The organism is Streptomyces sp. NPDC058955, assembly GCF_042741435.1.
Taxonomy (GTDB): domain Bacteria; phylum Actinomycetota; class Actinomycetes; order Streptomycetales; family Streptomycetaceae; genus Streptomyces.
In genome coordinates this window covers 21285-43843 of the sequence record NZ_JBHYKM010000026.1, presented here as the reverse complement: position 1 = coordinate 43843, position 22559 = coordinate 21285, and the positions used below count along the sequence as shown (strand labels likewise).

Sequence of the window (22559 nt, the reverse complement as noted above, 5' to 3'; positions counted from 1 at the left end):
GGGGTTCGGTGGGCGGGGTTTGCGGGGCGGGGCCCGGCGCCGGCGGGGGGGGGGGGGCCCTTCCCGTACCCCCCGTGTCCCCGGCGGGTTCAGCCCCGGCGCAGTCGGCGCCGCAGCTTGCCCCGCTGGGTCTCCCACAGCCACTTCTGGAGCAGCAGGGTCAGGGTGCCCGACAGCATGATGCCCAGCAGGTTGAGCAGCAGCTGCTGCACCGAGCCCCAGGTCTGGCCGACCTCGCCGTAGCTCAGCGCCACCGCCGCGTTCGCCGCCGCCGGCACGGTCGTCACCGAGATCGCCACGCCCACCAGGGCGCCCGCCTTCGACGAGGTCAGCGACAGGGTGCCGGCCGCGCCCGCGAGCAGCGCCACCACGAAGGAGAACGGGTCCGGCTGCCAGATGAACGCGGTCTGCGGCCGCTCCGCGTCCAGCTGCGCCTTGCTGAACAGGCCCAGCCAGTCCATCAGCAGGCTGAACAGCGTCGTGACCGCGATCGCCGCCAGGAAGCCGACGAGCAGCGCCATCAGCGAGCGCGCCGCCAGCCGCGGGGCCCGCTGCACGATCGCCGTGCACACCCCGGCGAGCGGCCCGAACTCCGGGCCGACCGCCATCGCGCCCACGATCAGGATCGCGTTGTCCAGCACCACACCGCAGGCCGCGATCATCGTCGCCAGCAGCATGAAGGCGAGATAGGTGAAGGAGAGCGTCGACTCCTCGTGGGTCGCGGTCGCCAACTGCTCCCAGAGCACCGCGTCCGCGCCCTCGCCGGGGGCGTCCTCCTCGGCCGCGTCGGCCCGCTCCGACATCGACAGGTCGATGTTCTCGACCGCGATCGAGCCGTCCTGATCGAGCTTCAGCTCCCGGAGCCCGTGCAGGAGTTCGTCCCCCGCCTCGCGGGCGACGTCGCACATCACGACGTCACCGGACGGGTCGAGGGCCGCTCCCGGCAGCACCACCACATGGGTGGTGCCGACCGTCGACCCGATCAGTTCGGTCACCGCCTCCGTGCGGTCCGGGGGCACGATCATCCGCAGATGCAACATCCCCCGAGCTTACGGAGGTCAGAGCTTGCGGAGGCTGAGGCGCTGCACCTTGTGGTCCGGGCCCTTGCGGACGACGAGCGTCGCCCGGCCGCGCGTCGGCGCCACGTTCTCCAGCAGGTTCACCTTGTTGACGGTCCGCCACATCGTGCGGGCGTAGTCCAGGGCCTCCTCCTCGGACACCTGCGTCCACCGCCGGAAGTACGAGGAAGGGTCCTGGAAGGCGGTCTCCCGCAGCTTGCGGAAGCGGTTGAGGTACCAGCCCTCGATGTCCTCCGGCCGCGCGTCCACGTACACCGAGAAGTCGAAGTAGTCCGCCAGGCCCACCCGGGTCCGGCCGTCCTTGCCGGGCAGCGCCGGCTGGAGCACGTTCAGTCCCTCGACGATCAGGATGTCGGGCCGGCGCACCACCAGCTCCTCGCCCGGCACCCGGTCGTAGATGAGGTGCGAGTAGACCGGGGCGGTGACCTCCTCCTTGCCCGCCTTCACGTCGGCGACGAACCGGGTCAGCGCCCGCCGGTCGTACGACTCGGGGAAGCCCTTCCGGGACATCAGCCCGCGCGCCTTCAGCTCCGCCATCGGGTAGAGGAAGCCGTCGGTGGTGATCCGCTCCACCCGAGGGTGCTCGGGCCAGCGGGCCAGCAGCGCCTGGAGGAGGCGCGCCACCGTCGACTTGCCGACCGCGACCGACCCGGCCACCCCTATGACGAACGGCGTGCCGCGCTGCTCGCCGCTCTCCCCGAGGAAGGTGTTCAGCGCCCCCCGCAGGCCGCTGGTGGCCTGCACGTACAGGTTCAGCAGCCGGGAGAGGGGCAGATAGACGTCCCGCACCTCGTCGAGGTCGATGACGTCCCCGAGTCCCTTCAGCTGCTCGACCTCGTCGGCGGTGAGGGGGAGCGGGGTCTTGTCGCGCAGGGCGCTCCACTCGGCGCGGGTGAGGTCGACGTACGGGGTCGGCTCGGCGCCCCTGCGGGGGCCTCCGCTTCCGGCTCCGTTGCCGTTGGCGCTTCGTGGCGGCGAAGTGATCACCCCGCCATTGTCCCGGCTTCCCGGGCCGCGTGGGCCGTGGGGTGGGTCACGTGCCGCACGGTTGACGCCGGCCGGCCCCGCTCCGTGCGGGGTACCGGCCCGGCGCGGGGTTCGGCCGTAGGCTGCCGCCATGTGCGGAATCGTGGGATACGTCGGCGGGCAGTCGGCGCTTGATGTGGTCGTCGCGGGGCTGAAGCGGCTGGAGTACCGGGGGTACGACTCGGCCGGCGTCGCCGTGCTGGCGGACGGCGGGCTCGCCGCCGCGAAGAAGGCGGGCAAGCTCGTCAACCTGGAGAAGGAGCTCGTCGACCGGCCGCTGGCCGGCGGTTCCGTCGGCATCGGGCACACCCGGTGGGCCACCCACGGCGGCCCCACCGACGCCAACGCCCACCCGCACCTCGACAACGCGGGCCGGGTCGCCGTCGTGCACAACGGCATCATCGAGAACTTCGCCGCCCTGCGCGAGGAGCTCGCCGAGCGCGGCCACACCCTCCTCTCCGAGACCGACACCGAGGTCGTCGCCCATCTGCTGGCGGAGGAGTTCTCGTCCGTCGGCGACCTCGCCGAGGCCATGCGGCTGGTCTGCCGGCGGCTCGACGGGGCCTTCACCCTGGTCGCCGTCCACGCCGACCAGCCCGACGCCGTCGTCGGCGCCCGCCGCAACTCGCCGCTCGTCGTCGGCGTCGGCGAGGGCGAGAACTTCCTCGCCTCCGACGTCTCCGCCTTCATCGCCCACACCCGGTCCGCGATCGAGCTCGGCCAGGACCAGGTCGTCGAGCTGACCCGGGACGGCGTCACCGTCACCGACTTCGACGGGGCGCCCGCCGACGTCCGGGCCTTCCACGTCGACTGGGACGCCTCCGCCGCCGAGAAGGGCGGCTACGACCACTTCATGCTCAAGGAGATCGCCGAGCAGCCCAAGGCGGTCGCCGACACCCTCCTCGGGCGGATCGACGCCTCCGGGCGGCTCACCCTCGACGAGGTGCGCATCCCCGACGCGGTGCTCCGCGAGGCCGACAAGGTCGTCATCGTCGCCTGCGGCACCGCCTTCCACGCCGGTCTCATCGCCAAGTACGCCATCGAGCACTGGACCCGGATCCCGTGCGAGGTGGAGCTGGCCAGCGAGTTCCGCTACCGCGACCCGATCCTCGGGCAGCGGACGCTCGTCATCGCCATCTCGCAGTCCGGCGAGACCATGGACACCCTGATGGCGCTGCGGCACGCCCGCGAGCAGGGCGCCAAGGTCCTCGCCGTCTGCAACACCAACGGCTCGACGATCCCGCGCGAGTCGGACGCCGTGCTGTACACCCACGCGGGGCCCGAGGTCGCCGTCGCCTCCACGAAGGCGTTCCTGACGCAGCTGGTGGCCTGCTACCTCCTCGCCCTCTACCTGGGCCAGGTCCGCGGCACCAAGTGGGGCGACGAGATCCACGCCGTCGTCCGCGAGCTCGCCCGGATCGGCGAGGAGGTCGAGCGGGTCCTGGAGACGATGGAGCCCGTCCGGGCCCTCGCCCGCTCCCTCGCCCACAAGGACACGATCCTCTTCCTCGGCCGGCACGTCGGCTACCCGGTCGCCCTGGAGGGCGCGCTGAAGCTGAAGGAGCTGGCGTACATGCACGCCGAGGGCTTCGCGGCCGGCGAGCTGAAGCACGGGCCGATCGCCCTCATCGAGGAGGACCTGCCGGTCGTCGTCGTGGTGCCCTCGCCGAAGGGGCGCTCGGTCCTCCACGACAAGATCGTCTCCAACATCCAGGAGATCCGGGCCCGGGGCGCCCGGACCATCGTGATCGCCGAGGAGGGCGACGAGGCCGTCGTCCCCTTCGCCGACCACCTGGTCCGCGTCCCGGCCACGCCCACGCTGCTCCAGCCGCTCGTCTCGACGGTGCCGCTGCAGGTCTTCGCCTGCGAGCTGGCCACCGCCCGGGGCAACGAGGTGGACCAGCCGCGCAACCTGGCCAAGTCCGTGACGGTGGAGTGAGGGAAGACAGATGATCATCGGGGTGGGGATCGACGTGGCGGAGATCGACCGCTTCGCCGCGTCGCTGGAGCGGACGCCGGCGCTGATCGAGCGCCTCTTCGTGGAGGCCGAGCTGCTGCTGCCGAGCGGCGAGCGCCGGGGCCCGGCCTCCCTCGCGGTGCGCTTCGCCGCCAAGGAGGCGCTGGCGAAGGCGCTCGGCTCGCCCGGCAACCTGCACTGGACGGACGCCGAGGTGTACGCCGAGTCCACCGGCCAGCCCCGGATCCGGGTGCGCGGCACGGTGGCGGCCCGCGCGGCCGAGCTGGGCGTGCGGCACTGGCACGTCTCGCTGAGCCATGACGCGGGCGTCGCCTCGGCGGTGGTGATCGCCGAGGGCTGAGGCGCCCGCGGACGAGAGCGGGACCCGGCCGCGGGGAGGCGGCGGTGCCGGGCCCCGTTCCGTGCCCGTCGGGGCGTTCGGGGCGCTTCCCCGGCACGGGGGCGGGTGCGCGTCACGGAGCCGGCCTCCCCGGGGCGGGCCGACCCGCCCTTTCCGGCCGCCGCTCGGGAGCCCCCGGGCACCGGCCCCGCCCCTGGGGCAGACTGCTGACCATGCGCACCGCTCACCACGTGGAGACCGTCCGGGCCGCCGAGGCCGCACTCATGGCGGGGCTGCCCGAGGGCACGCTGATGCAGCGGGCCGCCGCCGGACTCGCCGCCGCCTGCTGCTCGCTGCTCGGCAAGGGCCGGGTGTACGGCTCCCGGGTCGTCCTCCTCGTCGGCACCGGCGACAACGGCGGCGACGCCCTCTACGCAGGAGCCCGGCTCGCCCGGCGCGGCGCCGGCGTCACCGCCGTGCTGCTCGGCCCCCGCGCCCACGGCGCCGGACTCGCCGCGCTCCGGGCGGCCGGCGGACGCGTCACCGAGGACCCGTACGAGGCGCTGGCCGCCGCCGACCTCGTCCTCGACGGCATCACCGGCATCGGCGGGCGCGGCGGACTGCGCCCCGAGGCCGTCCCCGTCGCCCGGGCCGCGCGCGGCTCCGACGCGGTCGTGGTCGCCGTCGACCTGCCCAGCGGCGTCGACGCCGACACCGGCGAGGTCGCCGGGGAGGCCCTGCGCGCCGACGCGACCGTCACCTTCGGCACGTACAAGCCCGGCCTGCTCGTCGACCCCGCCCGGGAGTACGCGGGCGCCCTGCGGCTCGTCGACATCGGGCTCGCCGCCACCCTCCCGTCCGTCCCCGACGCCGAGGCGCTCCAGCACCAGGACGTCGCCCGGATGCTGCCCGCGCCCGGCGCCGAGAGCGACAAGTACCGGCGCGGCGTCCTCGGCGTCGTCGCCGGCTCCGCCCGCTACCCCGGGGCCGCCGTCCTCGCCGTCGCCGGCGCCCTGCGCGGCGGCGCCGGGGCCGTCCGGTACGTCGGCCCCGCGCGCGAGGCGGTGATCGCCGCCCACCCGGAGACCCTGGTGCACTCGGGGCCGCCGGAGAAGGCCGGCCGCGTCCAGGCGTGGGCCGTCGGACCGGGGCTCGGCGACGGGCCCGGCGCCGCGGTCGCGGTCGCCGAGGTGCTCGCCTCCGACGTGCCCGTCCTGGTCGACGCCGACGGCCTGCGCGCCCTCGACCCGGAGGCCGTGCGCGGACGGACCGCGCCCACCCTGCTCACCCCGCACGCCGGCGAGGCGGCCGCCCTGCTCGGCACCGAACGGGCGGCCGTGGAGGCCGGCCGGCTCGCCGCCGTCCGCGAACTCGCCGCCCGCTACGGCGCCACCGTCCTCCTCAAGGGCTCCACCACCCTGGTCTGCGGGCCCGGCGGCACCGGCCCGGTCCGGGTCAACCCCACCGGCACCCCCTGGCTCGCCACCGCCGGCTCCGGCGACGTCCTCTCCGGCCTGGCCGGCTCCCTCCTCGCCGGCGGCCTCGACCCCGTCGACGCCGCCTCCTGCGCCGCCTACCTGCACGGCCTCGCCGCCCGCCGGGCCGCCGCCGGCACCGGCCCGATCACCGCCACCGAGGTCGCCGACTCCCTCCGCGCCGCCTGGCAGGACGTCCGGGAGCCCTGACCCCGCCACGCCCACGGTCGGCCCAACTCGGCTGCTCCGCCCGGGGGTCAGCGCGTGCCGGGCCGGTCCGGGGCGGGTTCGGATGGACCGGTGACCAGATGGAGAAGCCGCATCCTGCCGCCGTTGCTCGCCGCCGCCCTCCTGGCCGGCACCGCCCCCGCGCACGGGGACGAGCCCGACCCCACACCGCCCGGCCCCGCGCCCGAATCCGCAGCCGAATCCGCCGCCGATCCCGCGTCCGACGCGCTCGTCCCCGGGATCGCCGGCGCCGGGCGCCCCGAGTACCCCATGGACACCCCCGACCAGGTCCTGCCGCCGACCACCCCCGACGGCGAGTTCCCCGTCCCCGAACCGGAGGAGGAGGTCGACGAACTCGTCGAGTACCTCCCGCGCGGCGCGGTCAAGGCCGCCTGCACCGCCTCGACCGGGCTCTACCAGCGCCAGGTCGAGCGGCTGCTGAAGCTCAAGGCCGACGGGAAGCAGTCCGCCGCCGACTGCCGGGCCATCCGCGCCTTCCAGACCGCGCAGAAGATCAAGCCCGCCAACGGCTACGCGGGCCCCGTCACCTGGGCCCGCGCCGAACTCCTCGCCGCCCGCAAGAACCCCAACGCCGCCAAGAAGTGCCCCGTCCGCACCTACCCGGTCGCCTGCGTCGACCTGGACCGCGAGCTGATGTGGGTGCAGAAGGGCAAGAAGATCACGTACCCCGTGGTCAACATCCGCAGCGGCCGGGCCGGCTACCGCACCCGCACCGGCTGGCACTCCGTCTACTGGCGCCACAAGGACCACTGGTCGACCATCTACGACACGCCGATGCCGTTCTCCCAGTTCTTCGACGGCGGCCAGGCGTTCCACGGCGTCTACGGGGCGATCGCCACCCCCACCGGAAGCCGCGGCTGCGTGAACCTGAGCTACCGGAACGCCGAGAAGCTCTGGTCCGTCCTCCGCAAGGGTGACCGGGTCTACATCTGGGGCAAGCGGCCGGGGCTGTGACCACCTGAGAGACTGGGCGCGATGACTGAGACAGCACTCCCGCCCCGACGGGCCCGCGCCGAGATCGACCTCGGGGCGCTGCGCGCCAACGTCCGCGCGCTGCGCGCCCGCGTCGCCCCCCACGTCCGCGTGATGGCCGTGGTCAAGGCCGACGCGTACGGACACGGCGCCGAGCGCTGCGCCCGCGCCGCCCTCGACGCGGGCGCGGAGTGGCTCGGCACGGCCACCCCGCAGGAGGCGCTGGCCCTGCGCGCCGCCGGGATCACCGGCGTCCCGGTCCTGTGCTGGCTGTGGACGCCCGGCGACCCGTGGGACGAGGGCATCGAGGCCGGCCTCGACATGGCGGTCAGCGGCCGGTGGGCCCTCGACGAGGTCACCGCCGCCGCCCGCCGCACCGGCGGCACCGCCCGCATCCAGCTCAAGGCCGACACCGGCCTCGGCCGCAACGGCTGCCAGCCGGCCGACTGGCCGGCCCTCGTCGCCGAGGCCCTGAAGGCGGAGAAGGCGGGCCTCGTCAAGGTCACCGGCCTCTGGTCCCACTTCGCCTGCGCGGACGAGCCCGGCCACCCGTCGATCGCCGCCCAGCTGGAGGTCTTCCGCTCGATGCTCGACTACGCCGAGAAGGCCGGCGTCGAGCCCGAGGTCCGGCACATCGCCAACTCGCCCGCCACGCTCACCCTGCCCGAGGCCCACTTCGACCTGGTCCGCCCCGGCATCGCGATGTACGGCGTCTCGCCCGCGCCCGAACTCGGCACCTCCGCCGAGCTCGGCCTGCGCCCGGTGATGTCGCTGAAGGCGAGCGTCGCCCTGGTGAAGGAGGTCCCGCCCGGCCACGGCGTCTCCTACGGGCACCACTACGTCACCGGCGGCGAGACCACCCTCGGCCTGATCCCGGTGGGCTACGCCGACGGCGTCCCCCGGCACGCCTCGGGGCGCGGCCCGGTCCTGGTCGACGGCACGGTCCGCACGGTCGCCGGGCGGGTCGCCATGGACCAGTTCGTGGTCGACCTCGGCGGCGACCGGCCCGCCCCCGGCACCGAGGCCGTCCTCTTCGGCTCCGGCGAGCGCGGCGAGCCGACGGCCCAGGACTGGGCGGAGGCCGCCGACACCATCGCGTACGAGATCGTGACCCGGATCGGCGCGCGGGTGCCGCGCGTGTACGTGGGGGAGTAGCCCGGCGTGGGGGAGACGAGCGGGGGCGGGGGCTGGCGGCGCGCGGGGATCGCCGGCGCCGCGATAGGCGTGCTCGCCGCCGGCGCGGCGGCCGGAGTGGCGATCGAACGGCTCACGGTGGGCCGCTCGGTACGCCAGAAGGCCCGGCTCGCCCTGGACGCCACCGGCCCGTACGGCACCCTCCGCGGCACCCCCGGCCGGGCGCTCGCCGACGACGGCACCGTCCTCGCGTACGAGGTCGACGAGGCCGACGAGGCCGCGGCGAGCCCGGTCACCGTCGTCTTCTCGCACGGCTTCTGCCTCAGCCAGGACTCCTGGCACTACCAGCGCGCCGCCCTGCGCGGCCGGGTCCGCGCCGTCTTCTGGGACCAGCGCGGGCACGGCCGCTCGGGCCGCGGCGCGCGGGAGCCGGTCACCATCGACCGGCTCGGCCGCGACCTGAAGGCCGTCGTCGACGCCGCCGCGCCCGAGGGGCCGCTCGTCCTCGTCGGGCACTCGATGGGCGGCATGACCGTCATGGCGCTGGCCGACCGCCACCCGGAGCTGATCCGGGACCGGGTCGCCGGGGTCGCCTTCGTCGGCACCTCCCCGGGCCGCCTGGAGGAGGTCTCGTACGGACTGCCGCTCGCCGGCGTCAACGCGGTCCGCCGGGTCCTGCCGGGGATGCTGCGGGCCCTCGGCTCCCAGGCCGAGCTGGTCGAGAAGGGGCGCCGGGCCACCGCCGACCTCTTCGCCGGGCTGGTGAAGAAGTACTCCTTCGCCTCGAAGGACGTGGACCCGGCCGTCGTCCGCTTCGCCGAGCGGATGATCGAGTCCGTCCCGGTCGACGTGGTCGCGGAGTTCTACCCGGCCTTCGGCGCGCACGACGAGCTCGCCGCCCTCGCCGCCTTCCGGGGTCGGCCCGCGCTGGCCCTCGCCGGCGACCAGGACCTCGTCACCCCCGCCTCGCACACCGAGGCCATCGCGGCCGAGCTGCCCGGCAGCGAGCTGGTCGTCGTCCCCGACGCCGGCCACCTGGTGATGCTGGAGCGCCCCGACGCCGTCACCGCGGCGCTCGCCGCCCTGCTGGCCAGGGCCGGGGAGGGGCCGGACAACGGATAGGTTGGCGGCATGGAAGCAGCGCACCCGCCCGTCTCCGGCGCCACCCTGTCCGTCGACTCCCCCGAGCAGATGCGGGAGATCGGCCGCCGCCTCGCGAAACTCCTCCGGGCCGGCGACCTCGTCATGCTGACCGGCGAGCTGGGCGCCGGGAAGACCACGCTGACCCGCGGCCTCGGCGAGGGCCTGGGCGTGCGCGGCGCGGTCACCTCGCCGACCTTCGTCATCGCCCGCGTCCACCCGTCGCTGACCGGCGGCCCGGCCCTGGTGCACGTGGACGCCTACCGGCTCGGCGGCGGGCTCGACGAGATGGAGGACCTGGACCTCGACGTCTCGCTGCCCGAGTCCGTGGTGGTCGTGGAGTGGGGCGACGGCAAGGTCGAGGAGCTGACCGACGACCGGCTGCACGTGCTCATCCACCGCGTCACCGGCGACACCGACGACGACCGGCGCACGGTGGTGCTGCGCGGCATCGGCGGACGCTGGGCCGACGAGGACCTCGCGCTGCTCTGAACGTACGTAGGTTCCGACAGCATGTCGGGAAAATGTTGCGCAGCCGCTCCGCGCCGTGGTGACATGGAGGCACGAGCTGGTTAGGTGAACCTAACCTACGGGAGGCATGCATGGCGACGCAGATGCCGGAGCGCGACGACCGCACCGCCGAGGAGCGCGTCTCGATGAGCGAGCTGCTGGCCTCCTGCGCCGCGGCCAGCGCCGTCTCGACCCCGCCGCGGCCCGCCCTCGCGCCGGCCGCGGACGAGACCGGCCCCGACCCGGAGCTCCGGGACGAGGCCGCGTAACCCGTACGGGCGGTGGGGGAGGGGCGTCAGGAGACGACGACGACCTTCGCGCCGATCGACGCGAAGGTCCACATCGCGTCGCCGTCCGCCCGCTTCATCCGGATGCCGCCGGTCTTCTTCGTCGGGTCCGCCGACGGCATCGAGCCGTCCACCGCCGCGCTGAAGCCGACCGTCACGCCGTCCACGCTCGCGAAGCGCACCACGTGTTCGATCTGCACCCCGTCGGAGCCGGTCACCGAACCCGACCGGGAGGTCACCGCGTACGCCCCCGGCTCCGGGGAGACCGTGCTCGGCGCCACCGTGAAGGTGCGGACCGCCTTGTTCTTCTCGTCGACCAGCCACACCCGGCGGTCCTTCAGCGCGTACACCACGCGCTCGCCCGTGCCCGAGGCCGCCGGCACCGCCAGCGGGTTCTTCGCCGGCTTCGTCGCCCCGGCCGACGCCGAGGCCGACGGCGCGACCGTGCCCGGCGTCCGCGGCTGCTCCGCGAGGTCCGCCGGCACGCTCGCCGACGCCTGGTAGGCGAGGAAGGCGACCACGGCGACGGCCGCCGCGGTGAGCCCGGCCACGAATCCCGAGCTGCTCCTTGCCACCGTCTCCACCTCTTCGTACGTACGTGCCGAGCCTGATCGAGCTATCGCGCCTGACGGTAGCAGCCGGGTCCCCGAACGGCCGCGCGCCGCATCGCCCGCTCGTGGCGCCGTAGGCTGTTCGCGTGCTGTTGCTCGCCATGGATACCGCCACCCCCGCCGTCACCGTCGCCCTCCACGACGGCGCGGCCGTCGTCGCCGAGTCGACCGGCGTCGACGCCCGCCGCCACGGGGAACTGCTGCTCCCCGCCGTCGACCGGGTCCTCAAGGAGGCCGGGACCGCGCTCGACGCGGTGACCGGGATCGTCGTCGGCGTCGGCCCGGGCCCGTACACCGGCCTCCGGGTCGGGCTCGTCACCGCCACGACCTTCGCGTCCGCGCTCGGCGGCGTCCCCGTGCACGGCCTGTGCACGCTGGACGGCCTCGCGTACGCCTCCGGCATCGAGGGACCCTTCGCGGTGGCGACGGACGCCCGCCGCAAGGAGGTCTACTGGGCGCGCTACGACGACGCCCGCACCCGGGTCACCGACGCCTCCGTCGACCGGCCCGCCGACATCGCCGACCAACTCGCCGGACTCCCCGTCGTCGGCGCGGGCGCCCTGCTCTACCCGGACGCCTTCCCCGACGCTCGCGGCCCCGAGCACCAGTCCGCCGCCGCGCTGGCCGCCCTCGCGGCCGAGCGGATCGCGGCCGGCGGGGACGGCTTCCTCGACCCCCTCCCGATGTACCTGCGGCGGCCCGACGCGCAGGTGCCGAAGAACTACAAGGTGGTCACGCCCCAGTGAGCGGCGCACTGACGACCGGCGCCGTCCTGCGCGAGATGCGCTGGTGGGACCTGCCGGAGGTGCTCGCCCTGGAGGCCGACCTCTTCCCCGAGGACGCCTGGTCGGAGGGGATGTTCTGGTCCGAGCTGGCGCACGCGCGCGGGCCCGCGGCCACCCGGCGGTACGTCGTCGCCGAGACGCCCGCCGGGAAGCTGGCCGGATACGCGGGCCTGGCGGCGGCCGGCGGGCTCGGGGACGTCCAGACCATCGCCGTCGCCCGCGAGCAGTGGGGCACCGGGCTCGGCGCCCGGCTCCTCACCGACCTCCTCCAGCACGCCACCGCCTTCGAGTGCGACGAGGTCCTGCTCGAAGTGCGCGTGGACAACACCCGGGCGCAGAAGCTGTACGAGCGCTTCGGCTTCGAGCCCATCGGCTTCCGGCGCGCCTACTACCAGCCGGGCAACGTCGACGCGCTCGTGATGCGACTGACTGTTCAAGGAACTGGGACCGATATCTGATGGCTGCTGACGAACCCCTCGTGCTCGGCATCGAGACCTCCTGCGACGAGACCGGCGTCGGCATCGTGCACGGCACCACCCTGCTGGCCGACGCCGTGGCCTCCAGCGTCGACACCCACGCCCGCTTCGGCGGCGTCGTGCCCGAGATCGCCTCCCGGGCCCACCTGGAGGCCATGGTCCCGACGATCGAGCGGGCCCTGAAGACCGCCGGCGTCTCCCCGAAGGACCTCGACGGCATCGCCGTCACCGCGGGCCCCGGCCTCGCCGGCGCCCTGCTCGTCGGCGTCTCCGCCGCCAAGGCGTACGCCTACGCCCTCGGCAAGCCGCTGTACGGCGTCAACCACCTGGCCTCGCACATCTGCGTCGACCAGCTGGAGCACGGCAGGCTGCCGGAGCCGACGATGGCGCTGCTGGTCTCCGGCGGGCACTCCTCGCTGCTGCTCTCCACCGACATCACCTCCGACGTGCGGCCGATGGGCGCCACCATCGACGACGCGGCCGGCGAGGCCTTCGACAAGATCGCCCGGGTCCTCGACCTCGGCTTCCCCGGCGGCCCGGTCATCGACCGGCTCGCCAGGGAGGGCGACCCGGCCGCCATCGCGTTCCCGCGCGGCCTGAGCGGCGCCAAGGACCCCGCGTACGACTTCTCCTTCTCCGGCCTGAAGACCGCCGTGGCCCGCTGGATCGAGGCCAAGCGGGCGGCCGGCGAGGAGGTGCCGGTCCGGGACGTGGCCGCCTCCTTCCAGGAGGCCGTCGTCGACGTCCTCACCCGCAAGGCCGTCCGGGCCTGCAAGGACGAGGGCGTCGACCACCTGATGATCGGCGGCGGCGTCGCCGCGAACTCGCGGCTCCGCGCCCTCGCCGAGGAGCGCTGCGAGCGGGCCGGGATCCGGCTCCGGGTGCCCCGGCCGGGCCTGTGCACCGACAACGGCGCCATGGTCGCCGCGCTCGGCTCCGAGATGGTCGCCCGCAACCGGGCCGCCTCCGACCTGGAGCTGTCGGCGGACTCGTCCCTTCCGGTGACCGACCCGCACGTCCCCGGACACACCCACGACCACGACCACGTGCACGAGGTCAGCAAGGAGAACCTGTACTCGTGAGGGTCGCGCTGATGTGGGAGGCCCGGGCCGTGCAGGGCCGCGGCGCCGAGCTCCTGGAGTGGGCGCGGGCCCGGGTCCTGGCCCGCGAACCGCTCCGTCGGGAGGTCTTCCGCGCCCCCCAGGACCGGGTCCTCGTCCTCACCTGGTGGGAGGCGGACGGCCTCGACGCGGAGCTGCCCGAGCTGCCCGAGCCGGACGCGGAGCTGATCACCCGTCCGGTCCACCGCTGGCGCTTCGAAGCGGTCGAATAGGCGAACAATCCGATGATCGGGCAACCTTTCGATCGGATCGGGCATCCCACAGCCCGTGAAGAAGCAGATCGCGGTGTGGGCGGCGCTGACCGCAGTGACCCTCCTGATGACGGGCTGCACGGCCGAGACCCCGCCCCCGGCGGTCGCCCCGGCCCCGGCGACGCCCACCGAGGCCGTCGCCACCGCCCCGGAACCGGCGCCCGCCCCTGAGGCGGCCCGGGCGGCCGCGTACCGCAAGTGGGGCGTCGAGCCCCTTCCGGCGCCGCCCGCCCCGCCCGCCGTCAAGCCGGTGAAGCGGGCGCCGGGCGGCCCGGTCCCGGTGATCAGCGACATCCCGACCACCGACAAGGTCGTCTTCCTCACCATCGACGACGGCGCCGAGAAGGACCCCGAGTTCACCCGGATGATGGACGAGCTCGGCGTCCCCTTCACGATGTTCCTCACCGACTCCGTGATCAGCGCGGACTACGGCTACTTCGACCCGCTCGTCGCACAGGGCCACGGCGTCGCCAACCACACCCTCACCCACCCGAACCTGCGCACCCTCTCCCCGGAGGCCCAGCGCCGCGAGATCTGCGGCCAGCAGGAGAAGCTGCGGAAGCGCTACGGCACCGCCCCGCGCCTCTTCCGCCCGCCCTACGGCAACTGGAACGAGGCCACCCGCGCCGCCGCCGGCAGCTGCGGGATCGACGCGATCGTCCTGTGGCGCGAGTCCATGCAGATCAAGAACATGCAGTACCAGCGCGGCGACCGGAAGCTCCGCCCCGGCGACATCGTCCTCGCCCACTTCCGCGGCCCCGCCGAGCTCAAGGGCCGCACGATGACCGAGATGACCGCCACCCTGCTCCGGAAGATCCAGGAGCAGGGCTTCACGGTCGCCCGCCTGGAGGACTACGTCTGAGAAAAGTCCGGGCGCGGTGTCGATGCGGGCCCGGCCCGTTCGACGTATGAGTGGACGGCGGGGAACGGCCCCGCCACCGCACCCCCAGGAGTCACCATGCCCCGCTTCCTCTCCCTCGTCCGCATCGAGGAGAACACCATCGACATGGAGAGCGCCGACCCCGGCTTCGAGGAGCGGATGGGCGCCCTCTTCGAGGAGATCACCAAGGCCGGCGCCATGGTCGACACCGCAGGACTGAAGCCGACCGCCGAGGCCACCCGGATCACCTGGTCGGACGGGAGGCTGTCCTTCACCGACGGCCCCTTCACCGAGACCAAGGAGGTCGTCGGCGGCTACGCGATGCTCCAGTGCAAGGACATGGCCGAGGCCGTCGAGTGGGGCAAGCGGTTCCTCGCCGTCCACCCGCCGCACTGGAAGGTCGGCCTGGAGGTCCGCGAGGTCGAGGAGATGCCGGAGGGCTGACCCCCGCTGTGCTGTCATGTGGGGCGTGACGGTGGAGAGCACGCTGGAGACGGTCTTCCGGATGGAGTCGGCGCGGATCATCGCCACGGTGGCGCGGATCGTCCGGGACGTCGGCATCGCCGAGGAGATCGCCCAGGACGCGCTCGTCGCCGCCCTGGAGCAGTGGCCCGAGGCGGGCGTCCCGGACCGCCCGGGCGCCTGGCTGACGGCCACCGCCAAGCACCGCGCCGTCGACCTCGTGCGGCGCCGCGAGACGTACGCCCGCAAGCTCGCCGAGGTCGGCCGGACGCTCCCGGAGGAGTCGTACGACCCCGAGCCCTCCGGCCCCGGCGACATCGACGACGACGTGCTCCGGCTGGTCTTCACCACCTGCCACCCGGTGCTCTCCGCCGAGGCGCGCGCGGCGCTCACCCTGCGGCTCGTCGGCGGGCTGCGCACGGACGAGATCGCCCGCGCCTTCCTCGTCCCCGAGGCCACCGTCGCGGCCCGGATCACCCGCGCCAAACGGGCGCTCGCGAAGGCGGGCGTGGCGTTCGAGGTGCCGTACGGGGAGCAGCGGGCGGCCCGGCTCGGCTCCGTCCTCGAAGTCGTCTACCTGATCTTCAACGAGGGGTACGCGGCCACCGCCGGCGACGACCTGCTGCGCCCCGGGCTCTGCGAGGACGCGCTCCGGCTCGCCCGCGGGCTCGCCGCCCTGATGCCGGGCGAGAGCGAGGTGCACGGCCTCGCCGCCCTGCTCGAACTCCAGGCGTCCCGCGCCCCCGCCCGCATCGGCCCCGACGGGCGGCCGGTGCTCCTCGCGGAGCAGGACCGGCGGCGCTGGAACCGGCTCCTCGTCCGGCGCGGCTACGCGGCCCTCGCCCGGGCGGGCGACGGCCGCGCCTACGGCCCGTACGCCCTCCAGGCCGCGATCGCCGCCTGCCACGCGCGGGCGGCCTCGTACGAGGAGACGGACTGGGCGGTGATCGCCGGGCTCTACGGGCGGCTCATGGAGCTGGCCCCGTCGCCGGTGGTGGAGCTGAACCGGGCGGTGGCCGTCTCGATGGCCGACGGCCCGGCCGAGGCGCTCGCGATCGTCGACGCGCTCGCCGCCGAACCGGCCCTGGACCGCTACCACTTGCTGCCGAGCGTCCGCGGCGACCTGCTCGCCCGGCTGGGCCGCGACGCGGAGGCGCGGGCGGAGTTCGCGCGGGCGGCGGAGCTGACCCGGAACGAGCGGGAACGGGCGCTGCTGCGGGCCCGCGCCGGAGAACCGGACGCCGGGAGCGCCTAGGGTGCGGGGTATGTCTCCGCGCATACCGCTGCCCCCGCCGCCCCCGCCCGTCGAACTCCGCAGCTGGCCCGACCGGGACGCCCTGCTCGCGGACCGGGCCCTGGCGCTGGGGGAGTTGACGCGGCGTTCGCTGGGCGGCGGGCGGTTCGCGCTGTTCGCCGGCGCGATGCTGGTGCTGCAGCTGGGCTGGGGCATGGTGGGCGTGCTGCTCGTCGACCTCGGCCACGGGGCGATCCTCGACCCGATCACGTTCTTCATCGGCCTGTTCGTCGCCCTCCTCGGCCTCGGGGTGCTGGTGCCGGGCGTCTGGCTGGTGGTGCGCGGGGTGCGCCGGGACCGCGTGGTGCGCGAGCGGCTGCTCCTGTGGGCGGCGCTGGACCGGCACGGGCCGACGGACGCCCGGCTGCGGGCGCCCGTCGCCAGCGCGTGCTGGATGGTGGTCTCCGCCGTGCTGTGCGGCCTCGGGCTGTGGCTGGGCTTCGCCGTGCCCGCCGGGACGGACCCGGCGAACGGCTACGGCCTCGTCGCGTACGGCATGGGCGTCGCGCTGATCTGCTGGATCAACGGCCTGATCGGGCTCTTCAAGGCCGTCGGGCACTTCCGGACGGTGCTCAGGGTCGTGCCGGCCGGCCGATCAGCATCGTCGGGGCGCCCGCGACACGTGTGAGCAGCACCGTCGCGGAGTGCGGGCCCTTGGGCCGCACCTTCCGGCGGATCTCCTCGGGCTCGACGGCCGAGCCGCGCTTCTTCACCGTCAGGTTGCCCACCTCGCGTTCGCGGAGGAGGGCCTTCAGCTTCTTGAGGTTGAAGGGGAGCACGTCGGTGATCTCGTAGGCGGAGGCGTACGGGGTGGGGGTCAGGGTGTCGGCGGTGACGTAGGCGATCGTCTCGTCGATCAGGCCGCCGCCCAGCTCCTCGGCGGCCTCGGCGACCAGATGGGCGCGGATGACGGCGCCGTCGGGCTCGTAGAGGTAGCGGCCGACCGGGCGGACCGCCGGGTCGGGCAGGCCGCGGCCGGTGAGGCTCGCGCCGGAGGGCAGCAGGGTGGCGCGGCGCGCGCCGGGCTCCGTGCCGAACCAGAGCACCGCCTCCTTCACGTCGCCGCCGTCCGAGATCCACTCGGCCTCGGCCTCGTCCGGGACGGTCTCGTGCGGGATGCCGGGGGCGATCTTCAGGGCCGCGTGCGGGGCCTTGCGGGCGGCGTCCATGGCCCAGGAGAGCGGCGGGGAGTAGGCCTCGGGGTCGAAGATCCGGCCCCGGCCGCCGCGTCGCGCCGGGTCGACGAAGACGGCGTCGTAGGGTGCCGTGTCGATCTCGGTGACGTCGGCGCAGCGGACCTCGATCAGCCCGTCGAGGCCCAGCGCGGCGGCGTTGGCGCGGGCGACCTCGGCGGTGAGCGGGTCGCGGTCGACGGCGAGGACGGAGATGCCAGCGCGGGCGAGCGCGAGCGCGTCGCCGCCGACGCCGGAGCAGAGGTCGGCGACGCTGCGGACGCCGAGCGCCTTCATGCGGCCGGCGCGGTAGGAGCCGACGGTCGCCCGGGTGGACTGCTCGACGCCGTTCGGCGTGAAGTACATGCGGTACGCGTCCTCGGCGCCGAACTTCGCCACCGCGCGCTGCCGCAGCCGGGCCTGCCCGAGGGCCGCCGAGACCAGGTCGGCGGGGTGGTCGCGGCGCAGCCGGGAGGCGACCGCCAGCTCCTGGGCGGGGTCGTAGTCGCGCAGGGCGGCGAGGAGGGTCTGGCCCTCGGGGGTGAGCAGGGCGGTGAAGGCGGCGAGGTCGGTCACCGTCCCATTCTCCCTGTGGGCCGGGCGGGGGACCGTGGGGCCGGCTCGGCGGTGTCGCGGCCGGACGGGCGGGTCGCGCTGACAGGATGCGGCGCCATACCGGTCGTACGACAAAAGGAAGAAATGATGGCAAAGGGTCACTCCCGTCGTGCCCTGGGTGCCGCGCTCCTCGTCGCCGCGCTCACCTCCACCGCCGCCTGCTCCGGCGGTTCCGACGCCCCGGGCGCGGGCAGCGGCGGCGCCCCCGCGCCCGCCGCCGGCCAGCAGGCCCCGGTGAAGACCGCCGCCCAGCTGGCCCGGGAGAAGAAGGCCGCGCTGGCGAAGCGGCGGGCCGCCCGGGCCGTGGCCGCGAAGAAGTGGGGCCTCAAGCTGACCCCCCTCGAAGCGCCCGCCCCGCCGAGGAGCAAGCCGAGGATCACCACCCGGAAGGGATTCGAGACCGACGGCGAGGGACTGCCGCCCGTCTTCACCACCGTCCCCACCAAGGAGAAGATCGTCTTCCTGACGATCGACGACGGCGCCGAGAAGGACCCCGAGCTGATCCGGATGATGGCCGATCTGGACATCCCCTACAGCGCCTTCCTCAGCGACTACGTGGTCAGCGACGACTACGCCTACTTCGCGAAGATGCAGAAGTCCCAGCCGCGCGGGATCTCCCTCCACAACCACACCCTCAACCACAAGTACCTGCCGGGGCTCTCCTACGCGCGCCAGAAGCGCGAGATCTGCGGCATGCAGGACGTCATCGAGAAGAAGTACGGCAAGCGCCCCGAGCTCTTCCGCCCGCCGTACGGCAACTACAACGAGGACACCCTGCGCGCCGCCAAGTCCTGCGGCGTCAAGGCCGTCCCGCTCTGGGCCTCCGAGGCGTTCCCCGACCACATGGAGTGGCGCGAGTGGGACCGCGACCTGCACCCCGGCGACATCGTCCTCACCCACTTCCGCGGCGAGGAGGACTGGAAGGGCAGCATGCCCGACATGATCCGCCGGGCGATGAACGTGATCACGTCCAAGGGGTACGCGGTCGCCCGGCTGGAGGACTACGTATGAGCCGGCTCCGCCCGCTCGTGGTCGCCGCCCTCCTCCTCGGCCTCACCGGCTGCGCCTCCGCCGTCGACCCGCTCGAACGCCTCGGCCGCAAGGCCGTGGAGCGGGTCGGCGACGACAGGGACGCCGACCGCGGACCGGTCCGCGCGGAGGGGGGCCCGCGCTCCTAGCGGGCGGTGGCCACGGCGACGACCGCCGTGAGGACGGCGAGCAGACCCGTCGCGACCAACTGGGTCCACGCGGCCAGGCGCCAGCCCTGGCTCCGCAGGGCCCAGCAGGTCACCCCCGTGACCGCCGCGAGGCCGGCGAACCAGCAGGCGGGGACCCAGTCCGGCGGGGGCGGCGGACCGGGATAGCGGACGTCGCCCATGGCCCGCAGCCCCATCAGGACCATGACCGCCACGGTGACGAGGGCGTCCGCCGCCAGCAGCAGGACGGAGAGGGCGAGATCGGGGAGCGGGCGGACCCGGGGCGGGGCGGTGGTCATCTCCGTACCTTCGTACGGAACCCCGGACTCCGCGCGTACGTTCCCCGGATCGAGACCGGATCGCGGCGCCGGCACGCCCTTCCGGGGCCGCCACCGGGTGAGGAATTGGCACTCCGCTTGACCGAGTGCTAATCGCGGTCATAGTCTCGGCTCTGGCACTCCCCACCGGAGAGTGCCAACACAGCGACGGGCAGGTCCGGCACCCGCGACGACGGATCGACCTGGTCGCCACCTCAGACAGTTAACCCCGCGAGATCTCCGAAGGGGGAGGTCGGATCGTGACGACCGCCAGCTCCAAGGTTGCCATCAAGCCGCTCGAGGACCGCATCGTGGTCCAGCCGCTCGACGCCGAGCAGACCACGGCCTCGGGCCTGGTCATCCCGGACACCGCGAAGGAGAAGCCCCAGGAGGGCGCCGTCCTCGCCGTGGGCCCGGGCCGCTTCGAGAACGGCGAGCGCCTGCCGCTCGACGTCAAGGTCGGCGACGTCGTGCTCTACAGCAAGTACGGCGGCACCGAGGTGAAGTACAACGGCGACGAGTACCTCGTCCTCTCGGCCCGCGACGTGCTCGCGATCATCGAGAAGTAAGAGACGCCGTACCCGCAGTGCACCGCGCCCCTGACCCCTTGATCTCTTGGGCGTCCAGGGGCGCGGTTGTTTTCTCCACACGATTTCCGAGAGGGCTGAATCGCTCCCATGGCGAAGATCCTGAAGTTCGACGAGGACGCCCGTCGCGCCCTTGAGCGCGGCGTCAACAAGCTGGCCGACACGGTGAAGGTGACGATCGGCCCCAAGGGCCGCAACGTCGTCATCGACAAGAAGTTCGGCGCGCCCACCATCACCAACGACGGTGTCACGATCGCCCGCGAGGTCGAGATCGAGGACCCGTACGAGAACCTCGGCGCCCAGCTCGTCAAGGAGGTGGCGACCAAGACCAACGACATCGCGGGTGACGGCACCACCACCGCCACCGTGCTCGCCCAGGCGCTCGTCCGCGAGGGTCTGCGCAACGTCGCCGCCGGCGCCTCCCCGGCCGCCCTGAAGAAGGGCATCGACGCCGCCGTCAAGGCCGTCTCCGAGGACCTGCTCGCCACCGCGCGCCCGATCGAGGACAAGTCCGACATCGCCGCCGTCGCCGCGCTCTCCGCCCAGGACCAGCAGGTCGGCGAGCTCATCGCCGAGGCCATGGACAAGGTCGGCAAGGACGGTGTCATCACCGTCGAGGAGTCCAACACCTTCGGCCTGGAGCTGGAGTTCACCGAGGGCATGGCCTTCGACAAGGGCTACCTCTCCCCGTACATGGTCACCGACCAGGAGCGTATGGAGGCCGTCCTCGACGACCCGTACATCCTGATCAACCAGGGCAAGATCTCCTCGATCCAGGACCTGCTGCCGCTGCTTGAGAAGGTCGTCCAGGCGGGTGGCTCCAAGCCGCTGCTGATCATCGCCGAGGACGTCGAGGGCGAGGCCCTCTCCACCCTCATCGTCAACAAGATCCGCGGCATCTTCAACGCCGTGGCCGTCAAGGCCCCCGGCTTCGGCGACCGCCGCAAGGCGATGCTCCAGGACATGGCCACCCTCACCGGTGCCACCGTCATCGCCGAGGAGGTCGGCCTCAAGCTCGACCAGGCCGGTCTGGACGTGCTGGGCACCGCCCGCCGCGTGACCGTCTCCAAGGACGACACCACCATCGTCGACGGTGGCGGCAAGTCCGAGGACGTCGCGGGCCGCGTCGCCCAGATCAAGGCCGAGATCGAGAACACGGACTCCGACTGGGACCGCGAGAAGCTCCAGGAGCGCCTCGCGAAGCTGGCCGGCGGCGTGTGCGTGATCAAGGTCGGCGCCGCCACCGAGGTGGAGCTGAAGGAGAAGAAGCACCGTCTGGAGGACGCCATCTCCGCGACCCGCGCCGCGGTCGAGGAGGGCATCGTCTCCGGTGGTGGCTCCGCGCTCGTCCACGCCGTCAAGGTGCTGGAGGACAACCTCGGCAAGACCGGCGACGAGGCCACCGGTGTCTCCGTCGTCCGCCGCGCCGCCGTCGAGCCGCTGCGCTGGATCGCCGAGAACGCCGGCCTGGAGGGCTACGTCATCACCTCCAAGGTCGCCGACCTCGACAAGGGCCAGGGCTTCAACGCCGCCACCGGCGAGTACGGCGACCTGGTCAAGGCCGGCGTCATCGACCCGGTGAAGGTCACCCGCTCCGCCCTGGAGAACGCCGCCTCCATCGCCTCCCTGCTCCTCACCACCGAGACCCTCGTGGTGGAGAAGAAGGAGGAGGAGCCGGCGGACCACGGCCACGGCCACGGTCACGGCCACTCCCACTGAGGCACGCCGCAGTCGTTGTCCCAGGCCCCGGGGGGCCCCGCCGCCGGGGGCCCCGCGCGCGCGCGGGAGCGGGGCAGGCCCGCCGCCCCCCCGCGGAGCCCCCGTGTGCCGCTCCGCTCGCGGGGGGGGGGGGGGGGGGCGGGGGGCGGGGGGGGGCGCCCCCCCGGCCGCTCGGTGCTTCCTCCGTTCACGCCTCCACGGCGCCGAGCTGCCCCATCAGGCCGAGCAGGTCGTACTGCCACCAGCCCTCGACCGCCTTGCCGTCCTCCCGGAAGCGGTGGACGACCATCCCGGTCATGCTCACCTCCATGCCGGTGGGCTGGATCCCCATGAAGTCGCCGTTGTGCGTGCCGTTCCACGTCCACCGGGTGCAGACCCGGTCGCCGTCGGCGATCTGGTCCTCGATGGTGAAGGCGAAGTCGAACCCCGCCCGCCACATCTCCGCCTCGCGCCGCAGCGCGTCCATGCCGTAGACGTCGCTCGGGTTGCTCGGGTCGTGGTCGTGGTAGCCCTCGGCGAAGACCTCGTCGAGCGGCGGCAGCTCCCCGGGCGAGGAGATCAGCTCGAAGAACCGCCGCGCGTTCGCCTTGTACAGCGCCTCGTCCCGGACCACGTCCAGGTCCGTGAAGGTCGGCATCTCGTCACAGAGGGCGACCATCTCCCGGAAGATCCGGTCGGTCTCCGGCAGCTGCGAGTTGCGCATGGCCACGTCGTACGAGGGGAACTCGACGATCTCCACGATGTGCGAGGCGTCGGACCGGTCCGTCCCGACGATGCTGTGGGTGGCGGTCCGTTTCCCCCGGGTCTCCTCGACCCACCGGTCCATGAGCCGGTTGAGCTCCTCGACCCGGCTCGTCCTGCACTCGATGATCTGCACGAAGGTCATGGCCGCCTCCGACCGGGC

26 protein-coding genes are annotated in these 22559 nt (G+C 73.8%); 20 read left to right on the top strand and 6 right to left on the bottom strand.

Annotated elements, in window-relative coordinates; genetic code table 11:
• Positions 1-89: 89 nt before the first annotated feature.
• The gene (locus tag ACFW1I_RS13240) at positions 90-1040 is read right to left on the bottom strand and encodes a DUF389 domain-containing protein (protein ID WP_384669384.1); all 951 of its coding nucleotides are present in this window, start codon (positions 1038-1040) and stop codon (positions 90-92) included.
• Between the two features lie 18 nt (positions 1041-1058).
• Positions 1059-2066, bottom strand: coding sequence for a type I pantothenate kinase (coaA, locus tag ACFW1I_RS13235; RefSeq protein ID WP_384669382.1), 1008 nt, complete (start codon positions 2064-2066; stop codon positions 1059-1061).
• 130 nt (positions 2067-2196) lie between these two features.
• Between coaA and glmS the strand changes: the two genes are divergently transcribed.
• The 8 genes from glmS to ACFW1I_RS13195 all read left to right on the top strand — a co-directional run bounded on the left by glmS (position 2197) and on the right by ACFW1I_RS13195 (position 10151).
• A complete protein-coding gene (glmS, locus tag ACFW1I_RS13230; RefSeq protein WP_384669380.1) occupies positions 2197-4044 on the top strand; it encodes a glutamine--fructose-6-phosphate transaminase (isomerizing) in 1848 nt (615 codons plus the stop codon).
• 10 nt (positions 4045-4054) lie between these two features.
• The gene (locus ACFW1I_RS13225; protein WP_384669378.1) at positions 4055-4423 is read left to right on the top strand and encodes a holo-ACP synthase; all 369 of its coding nucleotides are present in this window, start codon (positions 4055-4057) and stop codon (positions 4421-4423) included.
• A 212-nt stretch (positions 4424-4635) separates the two neighbouring features.
• Positions 4636-6087 carry an NAD(P)H-hydrate dehydratase gene (locus ACFW1I_RS13220; RefSeq protein WP_384669376.1) on the top strand — a complete coding sequence of 484 codons (1452 nt, stop codon included), beginning with the start codon at positions 4636-4638 and terminating at the stop codon, positions 6085-6087.
• A gap of 90 nt (positions 6088-6177) precedes the next feature.
• Positions 6178-7080: a L,D-transpeptidase family protein gene (locus ACFW1I_RS13215; RefSeq protein ID WP_384669374.1), complete on the top strand. Its 903-nt coding sequence runs from the start codon at positions 6178-6180 to the stop codon at positions 7078-7080.
• Positions 7081-7101: 21 nt separating this feature from the next.
• Positions 7102-8253, top strand: a complete 1152-nt coding sequence (alr, locus tag ACFW1I_RS13210; protein WP_384669372.1) for an alanine racemase — start codon at positions 7102-7104, stop codon at positions 8251-8253.
• 6 nt (positions 8254-8259) lie between these two features.
• Positions 8260-9354 carry an alpha/beta fold hydrolase gene (locus ACFW1I_RS13205; RefSeq protein WP_384669370.1) on the top strand — a complete coding sequence of 365 codons (1095 nt, stop codon included), beginning with the start codon at positions 8260-8262 and terminating at the stop codon, positions 9352-9354.
• 9 nt (positions 9355-9363) lie between these two features.
• Complete coding sequence (gene tsaE, locus ACFW1I_RS13200) at positions 9364-9864, top strand: tRNA (adenosine(37)-N6)-threonylcarbamoyltransferase complex ATPase subunit type 1 TsaE (RefSeq protein ID WP_384669368.1); 501 nt, start codon at positions 9364-9366, stop codon at positions 9862-9864.
• A 110-nt stretch (positions 9865-9974) separates the two neighbouring features.
• Positions 9975-10151 (top strand): hypothetical protein, encoded by a 177-nt coding sequence (locus ACFW1I_RS13195; RefSeq protein ID WP_384669366.1) that lies wholly within the window; start codon positions 9975-9977, stop codon positions 10149-10151.
• A 26-nt stretch (positions 10152-10177) separates the two neighbouring features.
• Here ACFW1I_RS13195 and ACFW1I_RS13190 read toward each other — a convergent pair whose 3' ends face one another.
• A complete protein-coding gene (locus ACFW1I_RS13190) occupies positions 10178-10744 on the bottom strand; it encodes a hypothetical protein (protein WP_384669364.1) in 567 nt (188 codons plus the stop codon).
• 122 nt (positions 10745-10866) lie between these two features.
• On the opposite strand from ACFW1I_RS13190, the gene tsaB reads away from it, so the two are divergent.
• From tsaB to ACFW1I_RS13150, 8 genes are all read left to right on the top strand, one after another.
• Positions 10867-11526 (top strand): tRNA (adenosine(37)-N6)-threonylcarbamoyltransferase complex dimerization subunit type 1 TsaB, encoded by a 660-nt coding sequence (gene tsaB / locus ACFW1I_RS13185; RefSeq protein ID WP_384669363.1) that lies wholly within the window; start codon positions 10867-10869, stop codon positions 11524-11526.
• A gap of 35 nt (positions 11527-11561) precedes the next feature.
• Positions 11562-12023, top strand: coding sequence for a ribosomal protein S18-alanine N-acetyltransferase (gene rimI, locus ACFW1I_RS13180; RefSeq protein WP_384669405.1), 462 nt, complete (start codon positions 11562-11564; stop codon positions 12021-12023).
• Positions 12023-13123, top strand: coding sequence for a tRNA (adenosine(37)-N6)-threonylcarbamoyltransferase complex transferase subunit TsaD (gene tsaD / locus ACFW1I_RS13175; RefSeq protein WP_384669362.1), 1101 nt, complete (start codon positions 12023-12025; stop codon positions 13121-13123). Before rimI ends, tsaD begins: the two co-directional genes overlap by 1 nt.
• Positions 13120-13374: a hypothetical protein gene (locus ACFW1I_RS13170; RefSeq protein WP_384669360.1), complete on the top strand. Its 255-nt coding sequence runs from the start codon at positions 13120-13122 to the stop codon at positions 13372-13374. Before tsaD ends, ACFW1I_RS13170 begins: the two co-directional genes overlap by 4 nt.
• Positions 13375-13429: 55 nt before the next feature.
• Complete coding sequence (locus tag ACFW1I_RS13165; protein ID WP_384669358.1) at positions 13430-14275, top strand: polysaccharide deacetylase family protein; 846 nt, start codon at positions 13430-13432, stop codon at positions 14273-14275.
• 96 nt (positions 14276-14371) lie between these two features.
• Positions 14372-14737: a YciI family protein gene (locus ACFW1I_RS13160; RefSeq protein WP_384669357.1), complete on the top strand. Its 366-nt coding sequence runs from the start codon at positions 14372-14374 to the stop codon at positions 14735-14737.
• A 16-nt stretch (positions 14738-14753) separates the two neighbouring features.
• Entirely contained in the window at positions 14754-16010 is a 1257-nt protein-coding gene (locus ACFW1I_RS13155) for an RNA polymerase sigma factor (RefSeq protein WP_384669355.1), read from the top strand.
• Between the two features lie 10 nt (positions 16011-16020).
• The gene (locus tag ACFW1I_RS13150) at positions 16021-16677 is read left to right on the top strand and encodes a hypothetical protein (RefSeq protein WP_384669353.1); all 657 of its coding nucleotides are present in this window, start codon (positions 16021-16023) and stop codon (positions 16675-16677) included.
• Here ACFW1I_RS13150 and ACFW1I_RS13145 read toward each other — a convergent pair.
• Positions 16622-17797 carry a methyltransferase domain-containing protein gene (locus ACFW1I_RS13145; protein WP_384669352.1) on the bottom strand — a complete coding sequence of 392 codons (1176 nt, stop codon included), beginning with the start codon at positions 17795-17797 and terminating at the stop codon, positions 16622-16624. The genes ACFW1I_RS13150 and ACFW1I_RS13145 overlap by 56 nt on opposite strands.
• Positions 17798-17923: 126 nt before the next feature.
• On the opposite strand from ACFW1I_RS13145, the gene ACFW1I_RS13140 reads away from it, so the two are divergent.
• Together ACFW1I_RS13140 and ACFW1I_RS13135 are read left to right on the top strand one after the other, a co-directional pair.
• A complete protein-coding gene (locus ACFW1I_RS13140) occupies positions 17924-18847 on the top strand; it encodes a polysaccharide deacetylase family protein (RefSeq protein ID WP_384669351.1) in 924 nt (307 codons plus the stop codon).
• A complete protein-coding gene (locus ACFW1I_RS13135; RefSeq protein WP_384669349.1) occupies positions 18844-19014 on the top strand; it encodes a hypothetical protein in 171 nt (56 codons plus the stop codon). Before ACFW1I_RS13140 ends, ACFW1I_RS13135 begins: the two co-directional genes overlap by 4 nt.
• On the opposite strand, the gene ACFW1I_RS13130 is transcribed toward ACFW1I_RS13135, so the two are convergent.
• The gene (locus tag ACFW1I_RS13130) at positions 19011-19331 is read right to left on the bottom strand and encodes a hypothetical protein (RefSeq protein ID WP_384669348.1); all 321 of its coding nucleotides are present in this window, start codon (positions 19329-19331) and stop codon (positions 19011-19013) included. The genes ACFW1I_RS13135 and ACFW1I_RS13130 overlap by 4 nt on opposite strands.
• Positions 19332-19609: 278 nt before the next feature.
• Between ACFW1I_RS13130 and groES the strand changes: the two genes are divergently transcribed.
• Both groES and groL read left to right on the top strand, forming a co-directional pair.
• The gene (gene groES, locus ACFW1I_RS13125) at positions 19610-19918 is read left to right on the top strand and encodes a co-chaperone GroES (protein ID WP_004955293.1); all 309 of its coding nucleotides are present in this window, start codon (positions 19610-19612) and stop codon (positions 19916-19918) included.
• 108 nt (positions 19919-20026) lie between these two features.
• Positions 20027-21655 (top strand): chaperonin GroEL, encoded by a 1629-nt coding sequence (groL, locus tag ACFW1I_RS13120; RefSeq protein WP_384669347.1) that lies wholly within the window; start codon positions 20027-20029, stop codon positions 21653-21655.
• A gap of 187 nt (positions 21656-21842) precedes the next feature.
• Here groL and ACFW1I_RS13115 read toward each other — a convergent pair whose 3' ends face one another.
• Positions 21843-22541 carry an ester cyclase gene (locus tag ACFW1I_RS13115; protein WP_384669345.1) on the bottom strand — a complete coding sequence of 233 codons (699 nt, stop codon included), beginning with the start codon at positions 22539-22541 and terminating at the stop codon, positions 21843-21845.
• Between the last annotated feature and the right edge of the window lie 18 nt (positions 22542-22559).